Source organism: Serratia sp. Tan611, from assembly GCF_905188235.1.
In the GTDB taxonomy this organism is placed as follows: Bacteria; Pseudomonadota; Gammaproteobacteria; order Enterobacterales; family Enterobacteriaceae; genus Serratia_B; species Serratia_B rhizosphaerae.
The window spans coordinates 4,046,433-4,069,398 of the sequence record NZ_LR994655.1 but is presented as its reverse complement, the minus strand read 5'-3'; the positions used below and the strand labels follow the sequence as shown (position 1 = coordinate 4,069,398).

The window sequence follows — 22,966 nt, the reverse complement described above, 5'->3', positions numbered from 1 at the left end:
GAACCCGGTTCAGCCCCTCGTCATGTTTTCCGACCGTCAGGCAACCTGTACCGGCACCGCTTTTGCTTTGCGCTGCAGCTGGTTATCGCCCTCAAAGTAGGCGACTTTCGGGTGATGCTGGCGGGCATCGGCATCGCTCATCTGCACGTAAGAGCAGATAATCAGCAGATCGCCGACGCAGGCGCAGCGGGCCGCCGCGCCGTTGACGGAAATAATGCGTGAGCCGCGTTCGGCGGCGATGGCGTAGGTCGAAAAACGCTGACCGTTATCAACGTTATAAATATCGATAGCTTCATATTCCAGAATGCCGGCGGCATCCAGAAAATCCTGGTCGATGGCGCAGGAGCCTTCATAATGCAGGTCTGCCTGGGTGACTTTTACCCGGTGCAGTTTGCCTTGCAGCATAGTACGTATCATAGCGTTACCTTTCACAGGCGTGAGTTAAGTTCCGACAGCGAACAGCAATATCGTCACCGATATCTCCGGCCTTGTCTACTTGGCAGCGGGGGAAATGGTGACGACTGTGCAAAAAATAGTTACTCGGTCAGGTCGACCTGCTGATTATCAATCAGCCGGGCCTTGCCCAGCCAGGCGGCCATCAGCACCACCGCGCGCCGGCTGTCGGTGCCGAGCGGCTGCAGGCTGTCGGCGTCGCGGATAAACAGCTCGTCCGGGGTGAAGCCGGCGTTGCGCAACTGCTCGGCGGTCTGCGCCAGCAGTTCATCAATCTGCCGCTCACCGTTGCTCAGCCGTTCGGCCAGCGCCTGCATGATGCGGCTGAGCTGCGGCGCCTTCTTGCGTTCGTCCGCCGTCAGATAACCGTTGCGCGAGCTGAGCGCCAGGCCGTCTTTGGCGCGCACGGTCGGCACGCCGACGATCTCAATGTCGTAACCCATATCGGCCACCATTTTGCGAATCAGCGCCAGCTGCTGGTAGTCTTTCTCGCCGAAGCAGGCCAGATCCGGCTGCACCAGGTTGAACAGTTTGCTGACGATGGTCGACACGCCGCGGAAATGGCCGGGACGGCTGGCGCCCTCCAGCATTGCGGAAATGCCGGGGACTTCGACGAAGGTCTGCTCGCCCAACCCTTGCGGATAGACCTCCGCCGGCGCCGGCGCAAACACCAGATCGACGTTGTTGCGGGTCAGTTTCTCGCAGTCTTCCTGCAGGGTGCGCGGGTAGTTGGTCAGATCTTCCGGCCGGTCGAACTGCATCGGATTGACGAAGATGCTGACCACCACGATATCGCCGCGGGCGCGGGCCTCGTCGATCAGCGTCATATGACCGTCGTGCAGATTGCCCATGGTCGGCACCAGCGCGATGCGTTTTCCTTCCTGACGATAGCGGCGAATATGCTGGCGCAGCAGCGGCAGGGTTTGAATAATTAACATGTTGGCTCCCGGTTCAATAGGGCTGACGCTTAGTTAAATGAGTGTTCGGCCGCAGGATAAATACCCTGTTCGACTTCCTGAATATATTGCTGCACCGCGCTGCGCAGATCGCCGCTCTGGGCGAGGAAGTTTTTGGCGAATTTCGGCGTATGGCCGCCGGTGATGCCAAAGGCGTCGTGCATCACCAGAATCTGGCCGTCGGTGCCGTTGCCCGCGCCGATGCCGATCACCGGAATAGACAGCATGGCGGTGATTTTACGCGCCAGCTCGGTCGGCACGCACTCCAGCACCAGCAGCTGAATGCCGGCCTGCTCCAGATTCCTGGCGTCTTCAATCAGCTGGTTGGCTGCCGCCTCATCGCGGCCCTGCACCTTGTAGCCGCCGAAGATATTGACCGACTGCGGGGTCAGCCCCAGGTGGCCGCACACCGGCACGGCGCGGTCCACTAACATCTTCACCGTATCGCACAGCCAGCTGCCGCCTTCGATTTTGATCATATTGGCGCCGGCGCGCATCACTTCCGCCGCGTTGGCGAAGGTCTGTTCCGGGGTGGCGTATCCCATAAACGGCAGATCGGCCAGCAGCAGGCAGGCCGGCGCGCCGCGGCGTACCGCGCGGGTGTGATAGGCGATGTCGGCCACGGTGACCGGCAGCGTGGAGTCGTGTCCCTGCAGCGTCATGCCCAGTGAGTCGCCAACCAGCATGAGTTTGATACCCTGTTCTTCAAACAGTCTGGCGAAGCTGGCATCGTAGGCGGTCAGCGTCGCAAATTTGCGTTGCTCCTGTTTCCACTGGCGTAAGTGGGTCACGGTGGTGGGTTTCATCACAACGTCTCCTTGATAGCGCCGTGTGGCGTGCACCGGCGCTGACGGAAAAAAAGTGCAGTCATTCTACTGTAACCCTTCGGGGGTGGGTAGCGACGATAGTTATGGTTAAGATGTTCTTAAGAACCTTATGATGTAATAAGTAAATATCTCTTTCCAGACGGCCCGGCGAGCGCTGAAAACATGGCCGCCTGCGGCGAACAAAAGGACGCGCATGAGAATTCTGCTGATTGAAGACGACAAGATTATCGGTGACGGCATCAAGGTCGGGCTGAGCCAGCTGGGTTTCACCCTCGACTGGTTTACCGACGGCAAGCTCGGCAGACAGGCGCTGGGCAGCGCGCCCTATGATGCGGTGATCCTCGATCTCAGCCTGCCGGGCATCGACGGCCTCGATCTGCTGCGCGAATGGCGTCAGGCCGGCGAGGACGTGCCGGTGCTGATCCTGACCGCGCGCGATGCGCTGTCGCAGCGGGTGGACGGTCTGCAGAGCGGCGCCGATGACTACCTGTGCAAGCCGTTTGCGCTGGCGGAGGTGGCGGCGCGCCTGCAGGCGCTGATTCGCCGGCGTCACGGCCAGCTGAGCGCGCAGCTGACGCACGGCCGGCTGGTGTTCGACACCGCCGCGCGCAGCGTCACGCTGGACGGCGAGGTGGTGACGTTGACGCCGCGCGAACTGGCGGTGCTGGAGCTGTTCTTGCACAACAAGGGGCGGGTGCTGGCGCGGCCGCTGATTCAGGAAAAGCTGTACAGCTGGGACGATGAGGTGAGCAGCAACGCGGTTGAGGTGCATATTCACCACCTGCGCCGCAAGCTGGGCAACGGCTTTATCCGCACGGTGCACGGCGTGGGCTACACGCTGGGGGATGCCGGGTGAAACGTCTGAGCCTGCGGCTGCGTCTGATTATCCTGTTCAGCCTGCTGGCGCTGCTGACCTGGTGCGTCGCCAGCGCGGTGGCGTGGAACATCACGCGCGATAACCTGAATGAAGTGTTCGACACCCAGCAGATGCTGTTCGCCAAACGGCTGGCGACGGCCAACCTCGGCGATATCCCGCGTACCGCCAGCCTGCCGAAAACCAAAAAGCTGGTGCGCCACGGCAAGCGCGGCCAGCAGGATGACGATGCGCTGGCGTTCGCGATTTTCGACCGTCAGGGGCACATGCTGCTGAACGACGGTGAGAACGGCAAGGACATCGAATTTGACGGCCGGACGGCAGGGTTCGTCGATGGCCGGCTGAAAGGTGATGACGACCGCTGGCGGCTGGTCTGGCTGACCAGCCCGGACGGCCGCCAACGCATCGCCGTCGGTCAGGAGATGGAGTATCGGCAGGATATGGCCTGGGCGCTGGTGACCGGGCAACTGACGCCTTGGCTGGCGACGCTGCCGCTGCTGATGCTGCTGATCGCCATTGTGGTCGGGCGCGAGCTGCGTCCGCTGCGCAGCGTGGCGCAGGAACTGCACCGCCGTGCGCCGGATGATGACGCGCCGCTCAGGGCGCACCGGGTGCCGAGCGAAGTACGCCCGCTGGTGGACGCGCTTAACGCGCTGTTCGCCCGCATCAGCGCGATGCTGCAGCGCGAGCGGCGCTTTACCTCAGACGCGGCGCATGAGCTGCGCAGTCCGCTGGCGGCGCTGCGGGTGCAGACCGAGGTGGTGCAACTGGCCGGCGATAACGCCGAGGTGCGCGCGCACGCGCTGGAGAACCTGACCATCAGCATCGATCGCGCCACGCGGCTGGTGGACCAGCTGCTGACGCTGTCGCGGCTGGATGCGCTGCCGGATCTGCATCAGCAGGAGCGGGTTGACTGGCATCAGCTGGTGACGGCGACGCTGGCCGAACAGGAGCACGACGCTCATCGCGCGGGGATCGTGCTGCGTTATGAGGCGCAGGGAGCGCCGGCGCCGCGGCCGGGGCAGTCGCTGCTGCTGTCGCTGCTGGTGCGTAACCTGGTGGATAATGCGCTGCGCTATACGCCATCCGGCGGCACGGTGACCGTGACGTTAGAACAGCGCGTTCTGACGGTGGAGGATAACGGGCCGGGGGTGACGGATGAACATCTGGCGCGGCTGGGGGAACGTTTCTATCGTCCGCCGGGGCAGGAACAGACCGGCAGCGGGCTGGGGCTGTCGATTGTACAGCGGATTGCGGCGCTGCATGGTTTGCGGGTCAGCTTTGCCAACCGGCAAGACGGAGGCTTTAAGGTGCGGGTGATGCTGTAGCCGGCGCGACGCCCGTGGTCATGGGCGTCAGGCCGAGTGCCACAGCGTCATGCCGTTCATCGGCACACGCTGCAGGCAGGCGGCCAGCGGTTCGCCGTCCGGCAGAATCAGGTCGGGGGCGATTTCCGCCAGCGGGTAGAGCATAAACTCGCGCTCTTTCAGGCCATAATGCGGCACCGTCAGGCGCTCGCTGTCAATCACGCTGTCGCCGTACAGCAGCATATCGAGGTCGAGCGTACGCGGCCCCCAGCGCTCATCCTTGCGCACCCGCCCCTGGTTGCGCTCAATCTCCTGTGTGTGATCGAGCAGCTGTTCGGCGGGCAGCAGCGTATCCAGCGCCGCCACGGCGTTGAGGAAGTCCGGCTGGTTCTGCGGCCCCAGCGGTTTGGTGCGGTAGAACGATGAACAGGCGATCAGCCGGCTGCGCGGGAGATGCTCCAGCGCCTCCAGCGCGGCGTGAACCTGTTGCAGCGGCTGCGCCAGGTTGCTGCCCAGCGCGATATAAACGCGGATCATTATGCCCCTTCTTTACGCGGCGCGCGGCGGCGCGGCCGGCGCTGACGTGAACGGCGCGGCGCGGGATCGTCGCCCAGCGAGCTGAGCATGGTTTTTTGTCGCGCCGGCGTCGCATCCTGGAACTCGGCCCACCATTCGGTCAGGCGCTGCATCTCCGGGTTGTTCTCCACCTGGGCGCGCAGCGCCAGCAGATCGTAGGCGGCGCGGAATTTCGGATGTTCCATCAGCTTGTGCGCACGCTTGCCCTGACGACGCGACAGACGCAGCTGCAGCTGCCAGATATCGCGCACCAGCGTGGTGATGCGTTTCGGGATCGCCAGCGAGCGGCACTGCTCGTCCAGCACGTCGTTCATCGCCAGCGCGAAGGCGTCGTAATAGGCCAGGCCGCTCTCCTGCGCCAGTTTCTGCGCGTGCTCCAGCAGCGGATACCACAGCATGGCGGCGAACAGAAACGCCGGGTTGACGCGCATATTGTTCTGCAGACGGTGGTCGGTGTTTTTCAGCACCTGCACCAGAATACGCTCCATCGGCGTATTGTGGTTCGGCGTGAACTGACGGGCGATCAGCGGGAACAGCGGCTGGAACAGCTGGTATTCGCACAGTTTCAGGTAGGTCTGGAAGCCGTAACCGGACTGCAGCAGCTTCAGCGACTCTTCAAACAGGCGCGCCGGCGGAATATCGTGCAGCAGCGACGCCAGGCGCGGAATCGGCTCGGCGGTTTCTTCGCTGATGGTCATATCCAGCTTGGCGGCGAAGCGCACCGCGCGCAGCATGCGCACCGGGTCTTCGCGGTAGCGGGTTTCCGGATCGCCAATCAGGCGAATCACGCCCTGTTGCAGATCGCGCAGGCCGCCGACATAGTCGCGCAGGGCGAAGTCCGCTACGCCGTAGTACAGGCTGTTGATGGTGAAGTCGCGACGCTGGGCGTCTTCCTCAATGGAACCGAAGATATTGTCGCGTAGCAGCATGCCGCTCTGGGCCTGCTGGGAGGAATTCTTGTCGTGCTCCGGATTCTGCTCATGATGGCCGCGGAACGTGGCGACCTCAATGATTTCCGGCCCGAACATCACGTGCGCCAGACGGAAGCGGCGGCCGACCAGACGGCAGTTGCGGAACAGCTTGCGTACCTGCTCCGGCGTGGCGTTGGTGGTGATATCAAAGTCTTTTGGTTTCTTACCCAGCAGCAAATCGCGTACGCCGCCGCCGACCAGGTAGGCTTCAAAGCCGGACTTATTCAGGCGGTACAGCACTTTCAGGGCGTTTTCACTGATATCTTTACGCGAAATCGCATGCTGCTCACGTGGGATCACGGTCATAGGGCGCGTTCCCTCGGCGGCGGATGACGGCGCGCGCTTACGCGGCGCAGGGCGACGGCCGGCATGCTCCCGGCCTTTATCGGCGGAACGCTGGCGCGGCGCGGCAGGCTTCTGGGCGTCGGCGCGCTCTGTGCGAACCGGCTCGTGATTGTTGGCCGGCGCATCATCGCGGGCTGATTTGTCGTCGCCGATGAGTACCTTACGGCAGAAATTGGCTACTCGGGTAAAAATGGTACACCTCGATAGTGACGGATAAAAATGGCGCTCCCTTGCCGATGGCAAACCACAGCCGTATGGGGTTGCTGTGGTTTGACATCACTCGGGCTTATAAAAAAATAGCGGCTAATCATAGCTCACCATGGCGCCTTTGAGAATGCCGTTATGTTTTGCGGCAGGGCGAGAGCGGTCTGACGCGGCACCTTTGCCAGCGTCCAGTTTTCTATTGCCCAGCTCAATAATAACGGCAGATCAAGATCTTGCCAGCTTTCCGGCAGCGGTTGCTGCAAAAAATGCAGCGCGGCGATCAGCACCGGTCGCGGATCGCCGTCTGGCAGCGGCGGCGCGTGATTTTGCTTCGACAGCTTCATTCCCTGATTCCCCAGCGCCAGCGGCAGGTGGATATAATCCGGCACCGGCGCCTGCAGTTGACGGTACAGCGCTATCTGGCGCACCGTCGGTTCAATCAGGTCGGCGCCGCGCACGATTTCCGTCACGCCCTGAAAATGGTCGTCGACCACCACCGCCAGGTTATAGGCGAACAGGCCGTCGCGCCGGCGGATGATAAAATCCTCCTGCGCCAGCGCCGGGTCGGCGTGCAGCTCGCCCTGCAGGCCGTCGTGGAAGCCGTAGACCGGCGCGCTCTGCCGCAGGCGGATGGCGGCGTTCTGCGGGCCGAGGCGCAGCGCGCGGCAGTGGCCGTCGTACAGGCCGCCCGCCTGCTGAATACGGCTGCGGGTGCAGGTGCAGTAATAGCTGAGCCCCTGGCGTTGCAGCCAGTCCAGCGCGGCGCGGTAGGCATCGTGACGTTGGGATTGATAGAGAACCTGGCCGTCCCAGTGGAGGCCATAGTGGTCGAGCGTGGTCAGAATACGCTCGGCGGCGCCGGCGACTTCGCGCGGCGGATCGATATCTTCAATGCGAAGCAGCCACTGCCCGTGGCGGGCGCGGGCCTGCAGAAAACTTCCCAGGGCGGCGATCAGCGAACCGAAGTGCAGATCCCCGGAAGGAGAGGGGGCAAAACGCCCCACATAATGACTTTCTGGCATAATAACTCTGTGCGGCGCGCCGGTATTGCGCGCCGCGGGTAATAACGACTGAATCAGCCGGCCATCTGCTTTTCGCGGATCTCGGCCAGGGTTTTACAGTCGATGCACAAATCGGCAGTCGGACGCGCTTCAAGGCGACGAATGCCAATCTCTACGCCGCAGGATTCGCAGAAGCCGAAATCATCGTCTTCTACTTTCTTCAGCGTTTTCTCGATCTTTTTGATCAGTTTGCGTTCACGGTCGCGGTTACGCAGTTCGAGGCTGAATTCCTCTTCCTGAGTGGCGCGGTCCGCGGGATCAGGAAAGTTTGCTGCCTCTTCCTGCATGTGCGACACGGTACGGTCTACTTCGTCCCTGAGCTGGTTGCGCCAAGCTTCAAGAATGCGCTTGAAATGCGACAGCTGGGCGTCGTTCATATACTCTTCGCCCGGCTTCTCTTGATACGGCTCCACCCCAGCGATGGCGAGAATGCTCAAGGACGAGGTTTTACGGTTTTGCCCTTCTTGCATGTTGCTTCTCCTACATACACACGCACTATCGAATCCCCAATGCGGGGGAAAAACAGGCCGCTATAAATAACAGATGGTGAGTAGGTTGGCAATTATTCCTGTCGCCCGCTTGACAATGGTGTGAAGGAAGGCGTATTTGGCGATCTAATAATCGGCAGCCGATTTATTGGCGGCCTGACTATCTAATCGATAAAAAACGGTAACTTATCGGTGAGACTGATACCGTCAGGTGATAATTTAGCCCCATAACACACCACTTCTACTCCCGCCTGCTGAACCTGAGCCAACAGTGCCGCATAATGCGCATCTATATGATGAGCCGGGGCGACCTGGTCAATACCGCTGTGTAACACGGCAAAAAACAAGACCGCCCGCTGCCCGCTGTCGACCACGTTTTGCAGCTCGCGCAGATGCTTCTGGCCCCTGAGCGTCACGGCGTCAGGAAAGTAACCACGCTGTTGTTGCAGTAACGTGACAGACTTAACTTCAATATAGCAGTTAACCCGATTTTCTGCCTGTAATAACAAATCGATACGGCTGTTTTCGCTGCCGTATTTCACTTCGCCGCCAATTTTACTGTAACCAGATAATTCACTGATTAAATTGTGCTCAATTGCCTCGCGCACCAGCGCGTTGGCGCGCAGGGTATTGACGCAGATCCAATCCCCCTGTTGGGTGTGCGTCAGCTCCCAGCTGTGGGCGTATTTGCGCTTGGGGTTGTCCGAAGTGGAATACCAGACGGTATCGCCGGGCGTGGCGCAGCCGGTCATGGCGCCGGTGTTGGCGCAGTGCAGGGTAAAGGTTTCGCCCTGCGGCGTGACGACGTCGGCCAGAAAGCGCTTGTAACGTTTAATCAGGGTGGCGGATTGCAGCGGTGGCGTAAATTGCATGCGGTGTCTGTCCTAACTGAGCGCCCACTGTTCCAGCGGGTGGTAACGGGTGCGGCCGTTGTCAAACGACGACTGGTATAAGGAAAAATGCGTGACCGGCAGGCTCCAGCCCGGCGTGGCCGGCGGCAGCGCCACCGGGCGCACGGCGGCGCGCAGCAGGGTGATATGCGGGTGAAACGGCAGCGGGCTCTGATAACAGCCGCTGCGCGCCGCCTGCGAGCGCAGCATCTCCGCCAGCTGCAGCAGCCCGCGCGGCGCGCGTTTGCAACCGAGCCAGACCACGCCGGGGCGCGGCCAGTGACCGAGATCGTCAAGCTGCAGGCTGAAGCCGGGCTGGCTGATGCGTCCCGCCAGCCTTTTTAGCGCCGCCTCTTTCTGGCTGCTGACCTCACCGAGAAACGCCAGCGTCAGGTGCAGATTAGCGGCGGCAACCGGTCGGCCGTCCTGCGGCGCAAAGGCGTCGGCGCGCCAGCGGATGACCTGCTGCTGCAGGCTGTCCGGCAAGGGCAGGGCAAAAAACAGACGGCGCGAACTGGACATGTTTCCTCGGTAACTGAATGAATCTCTGGGCGCAATGCTACAATGAGCGCCGTTGATTAACTACCCCGTGGAGCGTTTTGTGTCTTTATTGCCCGTCAGCCAGGTGTTGGATGAATTGCTTGCCGCGCTGCGCAGCGCGCCGCAGGTGTTGCTGCATGCGCCGACCGGCGCCGGTAAATCCACCTGGCTGCCGCTGCAGATCCTACGGCAGGCCAGCCTGCCGGGGCGCATCATCATGCTGGAGCCGCGGCGTCTGGCGGCGAAAAACGTCGCTTATCGCCTGGCGCAGCAGCTGGGTGAGGAGCCGGGCCAGACGGTGGGCTACCGCATGCGCGCCGAAAGTAAAAGCGGGCCGCAGACGCGGCTGGAAGTGGTCACCGAAGGCATTCTGACCCGCATGCTGCAGCAGGACGCGGAGCTGCAGGGCGTCTCGCTGGTGATTCTGGATGAGTTTCATGAACGCAGCCTGCAGGCCGATTTGGCGCTGGCGCTGCTGCTGGACGTGCAGCAGGGGCTGCGCGACGATCTGAAGCTGCTGATTATGTCGGCGACGCTGGATAACGCCCGTCTGTCGCAGCTGCTGCCGGACGCGCCGGTGGTGGTGTCGCAGGGGCGCAGTTTCCCGGTGGCGCGCCACTATCAGCCGCTGGCCAGTCATCAGCGGCTGGAGGACGGCGTCGCCTCGGCGGTGAAACGCCTGCTGGTGGAGCAGTCTGGCTCGCTGCTGCTGTTTTTACCGGGCGTGGCGGAAATTCAGCGGGTGATGGAGCGTCTGCAGGGTGAAGTCGCCGGCGATGTCGACCTGTGCCCGCTGTACGGCGCGTTGCCGCTGGCGCAGCAGCAGCGGGCGATTCAGCCGGCCGTCGCCGGGCGGCGTAAGGTGGTGCTGGCGACCAATATTGCCGAAACCAGCCTGACGATTGAGGGGATCCGGCTGGTGGTGGACAGCGGTCTGGAACGCACGGCGCGCTACGATGTGCGTAACGGCCTGACGCGCCTGATGACGCAGCGCATCAGTCAGGCGTCGATGGTGCAGCGCGCAGGGCGCGCCGGTCGTCTGGAGGAGGGGGTCTGCTGGCATCTGTGTGCCAAAGAGCAGGCCGAGCGCGCCGCCGAGTACGCCGAGCCGGAAATCATGCACAGCGATCTCGGCGCTTTCTGGCTGGAGCTGCTGCAGTGGGGCTGCGTTGACGCCGGCCAGCTGAACTGGCTGGATCTGCCGCCGACTGCGGCGCTGGCGGCGGCTCAGCGGCTGTTGCAGACGCTGGGCGCCACCGATGAACAGGGCAAGCTGACGGCAGACGGACGCCGGATGGCGACGCTCGGCTGTGAACCTCGGTTGGCGGCGATGCTGTGCGCCGGCGCGGCGCTGGGGGAGGACGGCCTGGCGACCGCCGCGCTGCTGGCCGCCCTGCTGGAAGAGCCGCCGCGCAGCGGACAGCTGGATATGGATTACTGGCTCAGCCGACCGCAGCCGAACTGGCAGCGGCGCGCCCGCCAACTGACGCAGCGCCTGAAGGGGCGCGGCGGCCATGTGGACGCCACGCTGGCGCCGCAGCTGCTGGCGCACGCCTTTGCCGACCGCATTGCCCAGCGGCGCGGGCAGGACGGCCGCTACCTGCTGGCAAACGGCATGGGGGCGGCGATGAACCAGGACGAGGCGCTGTCGCGCGCGCCGTGGCTGATTGCGCCGGCATTGCTGCAGGGGGCGAACAGCCCGGATGCGCGCATTTTGCTGGCGCTGCCGGTGGACGTCGAACGGCTGGCGGCGCAGCGGCCGGAGATTGCCCACCAGCGCACCGCGGTGGAGTGGGATGAGGAAAAAGGCACATTGCGTGCCTGGCAGCGTCTGCAGATTGGCCGTTTGACGCTGCGCGCCCGGCCGTTGGCGAAACCGGCGGATGAGGAGCTGCAGCAGGCGCTGGTCGACTGGGTGCGTGGCCAGGGCTTATCGGTGCTGAACTGGGAGGGCGCCGCCGGCCAGCTGCGCGCGCGTCTGCAGTGCGCCCGGGAGTGGTTGCCGGAGGCCAACTGGCCGGCGGTGGACGACGAGGCGCTGTTGGCGGGGCTGGAGCAGTGGCTGCTGCCGGCGCTCGGCGGGGTGCGCGATCTGCGCGGTTTGCGGCAGGTCAATCTCGCCGAGGCGCTGGGCAACCTGCTGGAGTGGCAACAAAAACAGCGGCTGGATAATGCGCTGCCCACTCATTACACTGTGCCGACCGGCAGCCGCCTGCCGATCCGCTATGAGGCCGGCAAGCCGCCGCTGCTGCCGGTGCGTTTACAGGAGATGTTCGGCGAGCGGCACAGCCCGATGCTGGCGGAGGGTCGCATCGCGGTGGTGCTTGAGTTACTCTCTCCAGCGCACCGGCCGCTGCAGATTACTGCCGATCTGGCGGCGTTCTGGCAGGGCGCCTACCGGGAAGTACAAAAAGAGATGAAAGGGCGCTACCCGAAGCACGTCTGGCCCGATGACCCGGCCAATGCGCTGCCGACGCGGCGCACCAAGAAGTATCAGTAGCTGAATTCGGATGTTTCTTCTGTTCAGCCGGCTGATGCGGGAACAGATTAAGCACAAACTTTCACGGCCATCCTGGCCGTGCAGCGTGGAGAGTAACAGCAATGGCCGGGGATGACCGCGAGCCCATCGGGCGCAAAGGGAAACCACCCAAGCGCAGCGCGCCGCGCAGGCCGCCGCGCCGTCGTCTGGATGACGACGATGATGACTACCAAGCAAATAACTTTCAGGATGAGTATGACGATGATGAATATAACGACGAGGAAGAACGCATGCCGCGTAAGGTAAAGGCCGCGCCGCCTCGTAAGAAACGCCGTTGGCTCGGCTTGATGCTGAAAATCATACTGGTGCTCGCCGTGCTGCTGGCCGGTTACGGCGTCTATCTGGATTCGCAGATCCGCAGCCGCATCGACGGCAAGGTCTGGCAGCTGCCGGCGGCGGTGTATGGCCGTATGGTCAACCTGGAACCCGGCATGCCGTACAGCAAAGGCGAAATGGTCAAGCTGCTGGAGGGGATGCAGTACCGCCAGGTCAGCCGGATGACGCGCCCGGGCGAGTTTACCGTGAAGGCCAACAGCATTGAGATGCTGCGCCGTCCGTTTGATTTCCCGGACGGTAAAGAGGGGCAGATCCGCGCCCGTCTCGACTTCCAGAATAACCGTCTGGCGAAGATCGAAAACCTGGATAACCAGCGCAGTTTCGGCTTCTTCCGCCTGGATCCGCGGCTGATCACCATGCTGCAGTCGCCGAACGGCGAGCAGCGTCTGTTCGTACCGCGCAGCGGCTTCCCCGATCTGCTGGTGGACACGCTGATTGCCACCGAAGACCGCCACTTCTACGAGCATGACGGCATCAGCCCTTACTCGATCGGCCGTGCGGTGCTGGCTAACCTGACCGCCGGCCGCGCGGTGCAGGGCGGCAGTACCCTGACCCAACAGCTGGTGAAGAACCTGTTCCTGACCAACGAGCGTTCGCTGTGGCGTAAGGCCAACGAAGCCTATATGGCGCTGCTGGTGGACTACCGTTACAGCAAAGACCGCATTCTGGAGCTGTATCTGAACGAGGTGTACCTCGGGCAGAGCGGCAGCGACCAGATCCGCGGCTTCCCGCTGGCCAGCCTGTATTACTTCGGCCGTCCGGTGGATGAGCTGAGCCTCGACCAGCAGGCGCTGCTGGTGGGGATGGTGAAAGGGGCGTCGCTGTACAACCCGTGGCGCAACCCGAAACTGGCGCTGGAGCGCCGCAACCTGGTGCTGAAGCTGTTGCAGAACCAGGGCGTGATTGACGCGGAGCTGTATAACATGCTCAGCGCGCGTCCGCTGGGCGTTCAGCCGAAGGGCGGGGTGATCACACCGCAGCCGGCCTTTATGCAGCTGGTGCGTCAGGAGCTGCAGAGCAAGCTGGGGGACAAGGTGAATGACCTGTCCGGCGTGAAGATCTTCACCACTCTGGATCCGGTGTCGCAGGACGCGGCGGAGAAAGCGGTGGAAGCCGGCGTGCCGGCGCTGCGCGCTGCGCGTCACGTGAAAGATCTGGAGGCGGCAATGGTGATCGTCGACCGCTTCAGCGGGGAAGTCCGCGCGATGGTCGGCGGTGCCGAACCGCAGTACGCCGGCTTTAACCGTGCGCTGCAGGCCCGCCGTCTGGTGGGGTCGCTGGCCAAGCCGCCGACCTATCTGACCGCGCTGTCCGAGCCGGACAAGTACCGCCTGAACACCTGGCTGGCGGATGCGCCGCTGTCGCTCAAGCAGCCGAACGGCAGCGTCTGGCAGCCGAATAACTACGATCGCCGTTTCCGCGGCAAGGTGATGCTGGTGGATGCGCTGGCGCACTCGCTGAACGTGCCGACGGTAAATCTGGGGATGGCCGTCGGGCTGGATCAGATCAGCGCCACGCTGCAGCGCCTGGGCATTCCGAAGTCGGAAATCAATCCGGTGCCGTCCATGCTGCTGGGGGCTATCGGCCTGACGCCGATGGAAGTGGCGCAGGAGTACCAGACCATTGCCGGCGGCGGCAACCGTGCGCCGCTGTCTGCGGTGCGTTCGGTGATTGCCGAAGACGGCAGCGTACTGTACCGCAGCTTCCCGCAGGCGGAGCGCGTGGTACCGGCGCAGGCGGCCTATCTGACGCTGTACGCCATGCAGCAGGGTGTGGCGCGCGGTACCTCGCGTTCACTGTCGGTGAAGTTCCCGAACTATCATCTGGCGGCGAAAACCGGTACCACCAACGATCTGCGCGACAGCTGGTTTGCCGGCGTTGACGGCAAGGAAGTGGCGATCGCCTGGGTTGGGCGCGATAACAACGGCCCGGCCAAGCTGACCGGCTCCAACGGCGCGCTGACGCTGTATCGCCGCTATCTGGAAAACCAGACGCCGCTGCCGTTGCAGCTGCAGGCGCCGGAAGGGATCAACCAGATGAGCATTGATTCCGACGGTAACTTCCTGTGCGGCGGGGGCGGCTGGCGCACCATCCCGGTGTGGACCGATAACCCGGACGGCCTGTGTCAGGCCAGCCAGGCCGCGTTGCAGCAGCAACAGCAACAGGAACAGCAGACGCAAGAAGAGCAGAAAGGCTCCGACGGCGTCGCCGGCTGGATCAAGGATATGTTCGGCCAGTAAGGCCGCAGCGATAACGGCGGCCGCGACCGGCGGCGCGCCGATGCTAAAAACCCGTAACGGACGTTGCGGGTTTTTTTATTTTTCCGCTTAAGTTATTTCCATAGGGTTAACGGGGCTGAATCAGGTGACGGCCGTGGATTAGCGCGCCGAAATGCGCTTGCAGTTAAACTTCCCTTCTGCATAAAATGCGACGCTTATAATAATTATTATCGTTTACATTCTTCATTTAAATACATCAGAGAAACTAACATGGCTACCAAGCGTCCATCACCATCACCAACGGCGTTCAACCGTTTCCCCGTGCGCGGCAGCGCGATAGCCATCGCCGCCGCCCTGAGCGCCCTCAGCCTGTCGGTGCAGGCCGCCGAGAATAAAGCGGCCGGAGCAAAAGAAGATACCCTGACCGTGGTCGGCAGCAGTAACCGGCAGCAGGAAAGCGCCTGGGGCCCGGTCGGCACCTATGCCGCCAAGCACAGCGCCACCGGCACCAAAACCGATACCCCGCTGGTGAAAACGCCGCAGTCGGTCTCGGTGGTAACGCGCGAAGAGATGGAGATGCGTCAGTCGGAGACGGTGAAAAGCGCGCTGGGTTACACGCCGGGCGTGATGGTCGGCAACCGCGGCGCGTCCACCGCCTATGACTCGGTCAATATCCGCGGCTTCAGCTCGGTCGGCACCAATCTCTATCTGGACGGCCTGAAACTGCAGGACGACAACTACTCGATCTATCAGGTTGATCCCTATTTCCTGGAGCGCGCCGAAGTGCTGCGCGGGCCGGTTTCCGTCCTGTACGGTAAAAGTAACCCGGGCGGTCTGGTGTCGCTGGTCAGCAAACGGCCGACCGGCGAAGAGCTGCGTGAAGTGCAGTTCAAGATGGGCACCGATAACCTGTTCCAGACCGGCTTTGACTTCGGCGGCACGCTGGACGACGACGGCGTTTACTCCTACCGCCTGACCGGGCTGGCGCGCAGCGAAGACCAGCAGCAGGTGGGGGAACAATCCAAGCGTTATGCCATCGCGCCTTCCTTCAGCTGGCGGCCGGACGATCGCACCACCTTTACCCTGCTGAGCAGTTTCCAGGACGATCCTGACGTCGGCTACTACGGCTGGCTGCCGAAAGAGGGCACGGTGGAAAACGGCGTCAACGGCAAGCTGCCGACCAGCTTTAACGACGGCGAGCCGGGCTACAACAACATCTCGCGCAAGCAGCAGATGATCGGCTACAGCTTCGAGCATGCCTTTAACGACACATGGAGCGTGCGGCAGAACCTGCGCTACTCCAAGATGGACGTCGACTACCGCTCCATCTACGGCCTCGGCATCAGCCCGACCAACCCGAGCGAGCTGACGCGCGGCGTGATGAACTCCAAAGAGCATCTGTCCAGCTTTGCGGTTGATAGCCAGGCGCAGGCCAAATTCGCCACCGGCGATGTGGATCACACCCTGCTGATGGGCGTCGACTATATGCGTATGCGCAACGATATCGTGTATGAATACGGCACGGCGTCCAACCTCAACGTGGTGGCGCCGAACTACGGCAACGACAGCTACACCATCAACGGCAGCGCCAACCAGGTGAACCGTCAGGAACAGACCGGCCTCTACCTGCAGGATCAGGCGGAATGGAACAACTGGGTGCTGACGTTGGGCGGCCGCTACGACTGGAGCCAGACCTCCACCACCAACCGCGCGGCGCAGAATACGCGCAGCGAGCAGAACGACAGTGAGTTTACTGGCCGCGCCGGGCTGAACTATGTGTTCGACAACGGCATTGCGCCGTACTTCAGCTACAGCGAGTCGTTTGAACCGACTGCCGGCACCGACGCCTTCGGCAAACCGTTCTCGCCGTCGAAGGGCAAACAGTATGAAGCCGGGGTGAAATATGCGCCGGAGAACCGGCCGATCACCGCCAGCGTGGCGCTGTACCAGCTGACCAAGACCAACAACAAGGTGGCCTACCCGGACAACCCGGTGTTCAGCATCCAGGGTGGTGAAATCCGTTCCCGCGGCGTAGAAGTCGAAGCCAAAGCGGCGCTGTCGGCCAACGTCAACGTGCTGGGCTCGTACACCTATACCGACGCCGAGTACACCAAAGACACCACCAATCAGGGCCATACGCCGGCGGCGATTCCTAAACATATGGCGTCGCTGTGGGCGGATTACACCTTCCATGAAACCGCGCTGAGCGGCCTGACGCTCGGCTCCGGCGTGCGCTATGTCGGCTCCAGCTACGGCGACGAAGCGAACACCTTTAAAGTGAAAGACTACACGGTGGTCGATGCGGCGGTGAAATACGATCTGGCACGATTCAACCTGCCGGGTTCATCCGTTGGCATTAATATCAACAACCTGTTTGATAAAGAGTACGTCTCCAGCTGCTTCAATACCTACGGTTGCTACTGGGGCGCGGAACGTCAGGTGGTTGCGACCGCAACTTTCCGTTTCTAACCGGACAACCCCGGAGCGGCCGCGCTGCTCCGGGTAAAAATAGGGCCTATGCAGGATAAACATCTTCTCCAAGAGGCGACGTTCACGCTGGATAACGTGAGCTTCGCCGTCCCCGGCCGCATACTGCTGCAACCGCTGTCATTGACCTTTCCGCACGGCAAGGTCTGCGGGCTGATCGGCCATAACGGCTCTGGTAAATCCACGCTATTGAAAATTCTCGGCCGTCACCAGGCGGCGACCGGCGGGCAGGTCTTGCTGAACGATACGCCGCTGGCGCAGTGGGACAGCAAGGCGTTCGCCCGCGAAGTGGCCTATCTGCCGCAGCAACTGCCGGCCGCCGAAGGCATGACGGTGCGCGAACTGGTGGCCATCGGCCGTTACCCGTGGCACGGCGCGCTGGGACGCTTTTCCGCCGCCGATCGTCAGCACGTTGAAGAGGCGATCGCGCTGGTGGGCTTAAAACCGCTGGCCGGCCGGCTGGTGGACAGCCTGTCCGGCGGCGAACGTCAGCGCGCCTGGCTGGCGATGCTGGTGGCGCAGGACAGCCGCTGCCTGCTGCTGGACGAGCCGACCTCGGCGCTGGATATCGCCCATCAGGTGGAAGTGCTGGCGTTGATTCAGCGTCTGAGCCGCGAGCGCGGCCTGACGGTGATCGCGGTGCTGCACGATATCAATATGGCCGCCCGCTACTGCGACCATCTGGTGGCGCTGCGCGGCGGAGAAATGATCGCTCAGGGCGCGCCGCTGGAACTGATGCAGGGGCCGGTGCTGGAGCAGATCTACGGCATTCCGATGGGCACGCTGCCGCATCCGAGCGGCGGTTCACCGGTGAGCTTTGTCTACTGATGCATGATATGTCTTTTGATCCCTTCCGCCGCCGCCTGCTGGCGGCGCTGGCGCTGTCGCCGCTGCTGACCTCGCTGCCGGGCCGCGCTGCCGCGCCGCCTGATCTGGGGCGCATTGTGGCGCTGGAATGGCTGCCGGCCGAACTGCTGCTGGCGCTGGGCGTAACGCCGCAGGCGGTGGCCGATATTCATAACTACAACCTGTGGGTGCGTGAGCCGGCTCTGCCGGCGACGGTGGTTGACGCCGGCCAGCGCACCGAACCCAATCTGGAGCTGCTGCAACAGCTGCAGCCGTCGCTGGTGCTGCTGTCGCAGGGCTATGGCCCGTCGCCGCAGCTGTTGGCGCCGATTGCGCCGACCATGGAGTTCGCCTTTAACGACGGCAGCGGCAAACCGCTGACCGTCGCCAAAAACTCGCTGCGTCAGCTGGCGCAGCGGCTGGGGCTGGAAAGCCGCGCCGAGCGGCATCTGCAGCACTTTGACGCCTTCATCAGCGACGCGCGCCGGCGGCTGCAGGATTACACCCTCCAGCCGCTGCTGCTGTTCTCGCTGATCGATAACCGCCACGCGCTGGTGATCGGCCATCAGAGCCTGTTCCAGCAGGTGATGGACCAGCTCGGCATCGCCAACGCCTGGGCAGGGGAGACCAACTTTTGGGGCTCGGCGATCGTCGGTATTGAACGTCTGGCGGCGGTGAAAAATGCGCGGGCAATCTATTTCGATCACGGCAATCAGCGGATGCTGGCGCAGGTGAGCGCGACGCCGCTGTGGCAGTCGCTGCCGTTTGTGCGTCAGCAGCAGCTGCGTCGGGTGCCGGCGGTCTGGCTGTACGGCGCCACGCTGTCTGCGATGCGCTTTTGCCGGCTGCTGGAACAGGCACAGGAGGCGCGCGCATGAATCACAGACTGCGTATTTTACCGATCGCGCTGCTGGCGTTGCTGGCGGCCGCCGCCGGCGGTCTGAGCGTCTTTAACCTGTTGCAGCAGCTGCCGCTGGCGCAGTGGGGGCAGGCGCTGCGGGCGCCGGACATCGATAACGTGCAGCAGATGCTGTTCCATTACAGCCTGCTGCCGCGCCTGTGCATTGCATTGCTGGCCGGCGCCGGCCTGGGGCTGGTGGGCGTGCTGTTCCAGCAGGTGCTGCGCAACCCGCTGGCCGAGCCGGCGACGCTCGGCGTTTCAGCCGGTGCGCAGCTGGGGCTGACTATCGCCACGCTGTGGATGCTGCCGGGCGGCGCGCTGACCGAACAGCTGGCCGCGATGGCCGGTGCGATCGTGGTGGGCGCGCTGGTGTTCGGCGTGGCCTGGGGCAAGCGGATGTCGCCGGTGACACTGATTCTGGCCGGTCTGGTGCTGGGGCTGTACTGCGGCGCGGTCAGCAGCCTGCTGGCGCTGTTTAACTATGAACAGCTGCAGGGGCTGTTCCTGTGGAGCACCGGTTCGCTGAACCAGCAGGACTGGAGCGCGGTGCAGTTTATCCTGCCTCGTCTGCTGCTGGCGGCCCTATTGGCCGCGCTGCTGATCCGCCCGCTGACCCTGCTGGGCCTGGATGACGGCGTCGCGCGCAACCTGGGACTGGGGCTGGCGCTTGCCCGCTTCAGCGCGCTGGCGCTGGCGATCGTGTTCAGCGCTATGTTGGTCAATGCGGTGGGGGTGATCGGCTTTATCGGCCTGTTCGCGCCGCTGATGGCCAAAATGCTGGGGGCGCGCCGGCTGGCGCATCGGATGATGCTGGCACCGCTGCTGGGGGCGCTGCTGCTGTGGTTGACCGACCAGCTGATGGTGTGGCTGGCGCTGGTCTGGCGTGAAATTCCGACCGGCGCCGCCACCGCCCTGATTGGCGCGCCGCTGCTGCTGTGGCTGCTGCCGCGCCTGCGCAGCGCCGCTACGCCGCCGCCGATGAACCTGGGCGACCGGGTGCCGGCCGAGCGTCAGCATCTGCCGCGCTGGCTGGTGCTGGGCGGCGCGCTGTTGCTGGCCGGGCTGGCGGTGGCGCTGATGCTGGGGAAAAACGCCGCCGGCTGGCACTGGAGCGTCGGCACGGAGTTTGAATCGCTGTGGCCGTGGCGCTGGCCGCGGGTGCTGTCGGCGCTGGCAGCGGGCGTGATGCTGGCGGTGGCGGGGACGCTGATTCAAAAGCTGACCGGCAACCCGATGGCCAGCCCGGAAGTGCTCGGCATCAGCTCCGGCGCGGCATTCGGCGTGGTGGTGATGATGTTTATCGTGCCGGGCGATGCCTTTGTCTGGCTGCTGCCGGCGGGCAGTCTGGGGGCGGCGCTGACGCTGCTGGTGATTACCGTGGTCGCCGGACGCGGCGGCTTCTCGACCGAGCGGATGCTGCTGGCGGGGATTGCGCTCAGCACCGCGTTCACCACCACCATCTATCTGCTGCTGGCCAGCGGCGACCCGCGTATGGGCGGCCTGCTGACCTGGATTTCCGGCTCGACCTATGCGGTAACCGGGGCGCAGGCGATCCGCACCGCGCTGATTGCCGCGCTGCTGGTGCTGCTGGCGCCGCTGTGCCGCCGCTGGCTGACCATCCTGCCGCTGGGCGGCGCGACGGCGCGTTCGGTCGGCATCGCGCTGACGCCGGTGCGGCTGAGCATTCTGCTGCTGGCGGCGACGCTGACCGCGATGGCGACGCTGACTGTCGGCCCGCTCAGTTTTGTCGGCCTGATGGCGCCGCATATGGCGCGTATGCTGGGCTTCCGCCGCGCGCTGCCGCAGATGCTGATTGCCGCACTGCTGGGTGGTTTGCTGATGGTGTTTGCCGACTGGTGCGGACGGATGGTGCTGTTCCCTTACCAAATCCCGGCCGGCCTGCTGGCGACCTTTATCGGCGCGCCGTATTTCGTCTATCTGCTGCGCAGGCAGACCGCGTAGCGGCTCCGCCGGATTCTCCTCAAGTGCCCGGCCTACCGTAATGCCGGGCACTTAAGGCTATCAGCATTGTTTTCAAAGGGATATTTTACCTGTTTAGTCCGATCTTTCTCATACTCCCGTACGGTCAGCATTAGCCTTCTGGTCGGTTTTTTTTGTCAGGATAGCGGTATACTGAGAGGCAATAGGAGGTGGTGATGTGGCGATAACTGAAGAAGCATTATTGAGGTCAGGTTTTACGGCGAAAGACATACAGAAGCTCAGGAATAATAGTGCCAACTATGGCTCAACCATGGATGTCATTGTTTCAGACTTGGCAAACCGATTTTTGATCAATGTGTGGGTAACATTGGGTGTTTTTGCTGTCTGTCTGATAGCCTTGGTCTTGGGTTCCGTTGGCAGTGCTTTATCAGGCGTAGTTGCCGGCTTATTTGTCTTGTTAATCGGCTGGTTCACCGTCCCTGCGGGTCTGGCGTATAAGTCCTGGCGTTTCAGAAAACAGACTTACGAGCAATCTATTCGTTGAGTATCGGTATCTAGGTTTTTGTGTATTGGTTTTTTGATTCTATTGTTTTTTTATTGTGTACACCCTTGGGTACACGGAAAAAGGTCGTGCCCCATCATTCTGCCTGCTTTTTGCTCACACACTGCCGCCCTGGTCACTCAAGGGAGGTCTGCTTAGTGGACCAACTGGTGACTTGCGGGGCTAATAGCCGAATTTGTTCCAAAAAAATCCTTTGCCGTTGTTCCCCATAGCCCTGGCAACACATCGTTCCCCCATCGAGCACTGAATTCCTCATCAATCGACTCTGGATATGTCTCTTCAAATTCGACGATATCCGCGATCAAGGTATCGAGCTTCGATGATGGGTTGTCTTGAAGATAGAAACCTCTATAACGCTGGGAAGGGTTGTCGCCCCTGTGATTTCGCAGCTATCCTGTCCGAAATAAATTTGTATCAGATGTTCTGAGTGCGGAAAAGTTACCCATGACCTTTACTCAAGGTTTGAATGACTTTTTCGAGGAACCTCCGGGTGGAGTATCCCCATGCTGTTGGAGAAAATTCCCCTTCAGCTAGGTTTATAAAGGCAAACTCAAGTTGCGTATCATCCGGGTATAAACCCAGAAACATTTGGGCTTCATTCACTGTTTTTTGCACAGTCATAACATTTTCGGTGTCCCTGTAAGACTCAAGAATCTCCTCTACGGACTCCCCGAATAAATCGCAATCTTGTCCGAAAAAAACACGGACCAGAGTACCAAGGTTAGGTGTTTGAGATGCCATACATTCCCTTATCTGATAATTGGATAGGCTGTCAAAATGTAATAGGTTTACCGTTGTACACTTTCTTTAGCAGAACCACGCGTACGGAGTTAGAAGTTAACTTTATGGAGTTCCCTTGCCTGTAGCCAAAACCAATCGGTTTACCTGCGTTGTGTGTCAGTTCAAGCACGTTAGTTGATGTTGGCTGTTGTGCCCATCTCTTAATTAGCGCTTTATTGAATCTCAGTGTTCGACTTATCGCCTGTTCGGCGGTGCGCAAATCAGTAAACGTTGATGCGGATTGCATGGTTGGGCTCTTAGCTAAACGCTCAAGTAGTTCCTCGGGTGTTTTGGCAACATGCTTGCTAATCGTATGTCCGCCGCCTTTTATACCGGGGACAGACTCATGCTCAATCAGCTTTACCTTACCCATACGAACAGAGGAAACTCGCGCCGCGCCTATCACTGTCGCAAACACCAATGGCACCGCAACATCTACTGTAAGCCCTACGTTATAGGCCGTCTCATCATCCGCGCCTAGGGTTTTAGCCATTGCGACAGCAGATTGATAGGTATCGGTAGTTGTCGGCTGACCGGTGACGATCTGATTGGAAGCGGCCTTGATGCTGTCCAGGCTGTGAGTGCCCATAATAACGCAGCCGACTTTGGTTAAAAGCGTGGGGTCAGGTGCATAACACATCGCGCCAGCACCAATGAGTTCAACAACGCCACCAGCAAGACCCAAACCGCCAAACAGGCGATTGCTTAAGGTTTCCCCCTCAGTGACATTCTTGTCTGACATGGCTGCCGCCAGTTGTACCGGTGAAAGCACAACCTTTAAACCTTCCTCTTTTGTCATATCATTTCCATCCATTAGATTGGTTTAATAGAACACATAAATAACATGGAGGGGATTTTATGAT

21 protein-coding genes are annotated in these 22,966 nt (G+C 61.9%); 9 read left to right on the top strand and 12 right to left on the bottom strand.

Annotation, left to right across the window (positions count from 1 at the left end; genetic code table 11):
• Positions 1-36: 36 nt before the first annotated feature.
• The 3 genes from panD to panB all read right to left on the bottom strand — a co-directional run bounded on the left by panD (position 37) and on the right by panB (position 2,215).
• The gene (gene panD / locus TAN611_RS19195; RefSeq protein WP_015673742.1) at positions 37-417 is read right to left on the bottom strand and encodes an aspartate 1-decarboxylase; all 381 of its coding nucleotides are present in this window, start codon (positions 415-417) and stop codon (positions 37-39) included.
• A 119-nt stretch (positions 418-536) separates the two neighbouring features.
• A complete protein-coding gene (panC, locus tag TAN611_RS19190) occupies positions 537-1,391 on the bottom strand; it encodes a pantoate--beta-alanine ligase (protein WP_105232459.1) in 855 nt (284 codons plus the stop codon).
• Positions 1,392-1,420: 29 nt separating this feature from the next.
• On the bottom strand, positions 1,421-2,215 hold the full coding sequence (gene panB, locus TAN611_RS19185) for a 3-methyl-2-oxobutanoate hydroxymethyltransferase (RefSeq protein ID WP_105232458.1): 795 nt from the start codon (positions 2,213-2,215) through the stop codon (positions 1,421-1,423).
• Positions 2,216-2,429: 214 nt separating this feature from the next.
• On the opposite strand from panB, the gene qseB reads away from it, so the two are divergent.
• Together qseB and qseC are read left to right on the top strand one after the other, a co-directional pair.
• The gene (gene qseB, locus TAN611_RS19180) at positions 2,430-3,092 is read left to right on the top strand and encodes a quorum sensing response regulator transcription factor QseB (protein WP_105232457.1); all 663 of its coding nucleotides are present in this window, start codon (positions 2,430-2,432) and stop codon (positions 3,090-3,092) included.
• The gene (gene qseC / locus TAN611_RS19175) at positions 3,089-4,438 is read left to right on the top strand and encodes a quorum sensing histidine kinase QseC (protein WP_203066882.1); all 1,350 of its coding nucleotides are present in this window, start codon (positions 3,089-3,091) and stop codon (positions 4,436-4,438) included. Before qseB ends, qseC begins: the two co-directional genes overlap by 4 nt.
• A 27-nt stretch (positions 4,439-4,465) precedes the next feature.
• Here qseC and folK read toward each other — a convergent pair whose 3' ends face one another.
• The 6 genes from folK to thpR form a co-directional block, all read right to left on the bottom strand.
• Positions 4,466-4,954, bottom strand: a complete 489-nt coding sequence (gene folK / locus TAN611_RS19170; RefSeq protein WP_105232455.1) for a 2-amino-4-hydroxy-6-hydroxymethyldihydropteridine diphosphokinase — start codon at positions 4,952-4,954, stop codon at positions 4,466-4,468.
• Complete coding sequence (gene pcnB / locus TAN611_RS19165) at positions 4,954-6,270, bottom strand: polynucleotide adenylyltransferase PcnB (RefSeq protein ID WP_232251609.1); 1,317 nt, start codon at positions 6,268-6,270, stop codon at positions 4,954-4,956. The genes folK and pcnB overlap by 1 nt, the downstream gene beginning before the upstream one ends.
• 353 nt (positions 6,271-6,623) lie before the next feature.
• Positions 6,624-7,535 (bottom strand): tRNA glutamyl-Q(34) synthetase GluQRS, encoded by a 912-nt coding sequence (gene gluQRS / locus TAN611_RS19160; protein ID WP_203066881.1) that lies wholly within the window; start codon positions 7,533-7,535, stop codon positions 6,624-6,626.
• A 53-nt stretch (positions 7,536-7,588) separates the two neighbouring features.
• A complete protein-coding gene (gene dksA, locus TAN611_RS19155; protein ID WP_015673734.1) occupies positions 7,589-8,044 on the bottom strand; it encodes an RNA polymerase-binding protein DksA in 456 nt (151 codons plus the stop codon).
• Between the two features lie 182 nt (positions 8,045-8,226).
• Positions 8,227-8,934, bottom strand: coding sequence for a DNA/RNA nuclease SfsA (gene sfsA, locus TAN611_RS19150; protein WP_203066880.1), 708 nt, complete (start codon positions 8,932-8,934; stop codon positions 8,227-8,229).
• A gap of 12 nt (positions 8,935-8,946) precedes the next feature.
• Positions 8,947-9,474, bottom strand: coding sequence for an RNA 2',3'-cyclic phosphodiesterase (gene thpR / locus TAN611_RS19145; RefSeq protein ID WP_105232452.1), 528 nt, complete (start codon positions 9,472-9,474; stop codon positions 8,947-8,949).
• Positions 9,475-9,553: 79 nt separating this feature from the next.
• Between thpR and hrpB the strand changes: the two genes are divergently transcribed.
• The 7 genes from hrpB (at position 9,554) to TAN611_RS19110 (ending at position 21,305) form a co-directional block, all read left to right on the top strand.
• A complete protein-coding gene (hrpB, locus tag TAN611_RS19140; RefSeq protein WP_203066879.1) occupies positions 9,554-11,992 on the top strand; it encodes an ATP-dependent helicase HrpB in 2,439 nt (812 codons plus the stop codon).
• A gap of 101 nt (positions 11,993-12,093) precedes the next feature.
• A complete protein-coding gene (gene mrcB / locus TAN611_RS19135) occupies positions 12,094-14,607 on the top strand; it encodes a bifunctional glycosyl transferase/transpeptidase (protein ID WP_111736508.1) in 2,514 nt (837 codons plus the stop codon).
• Positions 14,608-14,856: 249 nt separating this feature from the next.
• Positions 14,857-17,055, top strand: a complete 2,199-nt coding sequence (fhuA, locus tag TAN611_RS19130) for a ferrichrome porin FhuA (RefSeq protein WP_105232450.1) — start codon at positions 14,857-14,859, stop codon at positions 17,053-17,055.
• A gap of 48 nt (positions 17,056-17,103) precedes the next feature.
• Positions 17,104-17,901 (top strand): Fe3+-hydroxamate ABC transporter ATP-binding protein FhuC, encoded by a 798-nt coding sequence (gene fhuC, locus TAN611_RS19125; protein WP_105232449.1) that lies wholly within the window; start codon positions 17,104-17,106, stop codon positions 17,899-17,901.
• Entirely contained in the window at positions 17,901-18,797 is an 897-nt protein-coding gene (gene fhuD / locus TAN611_RS19120) for a Fe(3+)-hydroxamate ABC transporter substrate-binding protein FhuD (RefSeq protein WP_105232448.1), read from the top strand. Before fhuC ends, fhuD begins: the two co-directional genes overlap by 1 nt.
• A complete protein-coding gene (fhuB, locus tag TAN611_RS19115; protein WP_203066878.1) occupies positions 18,794-20,782 on the top strand; it encodes a Fe(3+)-hydroxamate ABC transporter permease FhuB in 1,989 nt (662 codons plus the stop codon). Before fhuD ends, fhuB begins: the two co-directional genes overlap by 4 nt.
• Before the next feature lie 196 nt (positions 20,783-20,978).
• Positions 20,979-21,305: a hypothetical protein gene (locus TAN611_RS19110; RefSeq protein WP_105232446.1), complete on the top strand. Its 327-nt coding sequence runs from the start codon at positions 20,979-20,981 to the stop codon at positions 21,303-21,305.
• 152 nt (positions 21,306-21,457) lie between these two features.
• Here the strand turns inward: TAN611_RS19110 and TAN611_RS23570 are convergent, their stop codons facing one another.
• The 3 genes from TAN611_RS23570 to TAN611_RS19095 all read right to left on the bottom strand — a co-directional run bounded on the left by TAN611_RS23570 (position 21,458) and on the right by TAN611_RS19095 (position 22,902).
• Complete coding sequence (locus tag TAN611_RS23570; RefSeq protein ID WP_238404480.1) at positions 21,458-21,628, bottom strand: hypothetical protein; 171 nt, start codon at positions 21,626-21,628, stop codon at positions 21,458-21,460.
• A 133-nt stretch (positions 21,629-21,761) separates the two neighbouring features.
• Complete coding sequence (locus TAN611_RS19100) at positions 21,762-22,064, bottom strand: contact-dependent growth inhibition system immunity protein (RefSeq protein WP_105232445.1); 303 nt, start codon at positions 22,062-22,064, stop codon at positions 21,762-21,764.
• 31 nt (positions 22,065-22,095) lie between these two features.
• Positions 22,096-22,902, bottom strand: a complete 807-nt coding sequence (locus TAN611_RS19095) for an RNase A-like domain-containing protein (protein ID WP_370576235.1) — start codon at positions 22,900-22,902, stop codon at positions 22,096-22,098.
• Positions 22,903-22,966 lie beyond the last annotated feature (64 nt).

Coding starts and splice junctions, on each gene's coding strand:
- thpR (WP_105232452.1), bottom strand. CDS start 9,474: ATGTCCAGTTCGCGCCGTCTGTTTTTTGCCCTGCCCTTGCCGGACAGC.
- mrcB (WP_111736508.1), top strand. CDS start 12,094: ATGGCCGGGGATGACCGCGAGCCCATCGGGCGCAAAGGGAAACCACCC.
- qseB (WP_105232457.1), top strand. CDS start 2,430: ATGAGAATTCTGCTGATTGAAGACGACAAGATTATCGGTGACGGCATC.
- fhuA (WP_105232450.1), top strand. CDS start 14,857: ATGGCTACCAAGCGTCCATCACCATCACCAACGGCGTTCAACCGTTTC.
- dksA (WP_015673734.1), bottom strand. CDS start 8,044: ATGCAAGAAGGGCAAAACCGTAAAACCTCGTCCTTGAGCATTCTCGCC.
- gluQRS (WP_203066881.1), bottom strand. CDS start 7,535: ATGCCAGAAAGTCATTATGTGGGGCGTTTTGCCCCCTCTCCTTCCGGG.
- panB (WP_105232458.1), bottom strand. CDS start 2,215: ATGAAACCCACCACCGTGACCCACTTACGCCAGTGGAAACAGGAGCAA.
- pcnB (WP_232251609.1), bottom strand. CDS start 6,270: ATGACCGTGATCCCACGTGAGCAGCATGCGATTTCGCGTAAAGATATC.
- fhuD (WP_105232448.1), top strand. CDS start 17,901: ATGCATGATATGTCTTTTGATCCCTTCCGCCGCCGCCTGCTGGCGGCG.
- TAN611_RS19100 (WP_105232445.1), bottom strand. CDS start 22,064: ATGGCATCTCAAACACCTAACCTTGGTACTCTGGTCCGTGTTTTTTTC.
- TAN611_RS19095 (WP_370576235.1), bottom strand. CDS start 22,902: ATGACAAAAGAGGAAGGTTTAAAGGTTGTGCTTTCACCGGTACAACTG.
- fhuB (WP_203066878.1), top strand. CDS start 18,794: ATGAATCACAGACTGCGTATTTTACCGATCGCGCTGCTGGCGTTGCTG.
- sfsA (WP_203066880.1), bottom strand. CDS start 8,934: ATGCAATTTACGCCACCGCTGCAATCCGCCACCCTGATTAAACGTTAC.
- fhuC (WP_105232449.1), top strand. CDS start 17,104: ATGCAGGATAAACATCTTCTCCAAGAGGCGACGTTCACGCTGGATAAC.
- folK (WP_105232455.1), bottom strand. CDS start 4,954: ATGATCCGCGTTTATATCGCGCTGGGCAGCAACCTGGCGCAGCCGCTG.
- panD (WP_015673742.1), bottom strand. CDS start 417: ATGATACGTACTATGCTGCAAGGCAAACTGCACCGGGTAAAAGTCACC.
- panC (WP_105232459.1), bottom strand. CDS start 1,391: ATGTTAATTATTCAAACCCTGCCGCTGCTGCGCCAGCATATTCGCCGC.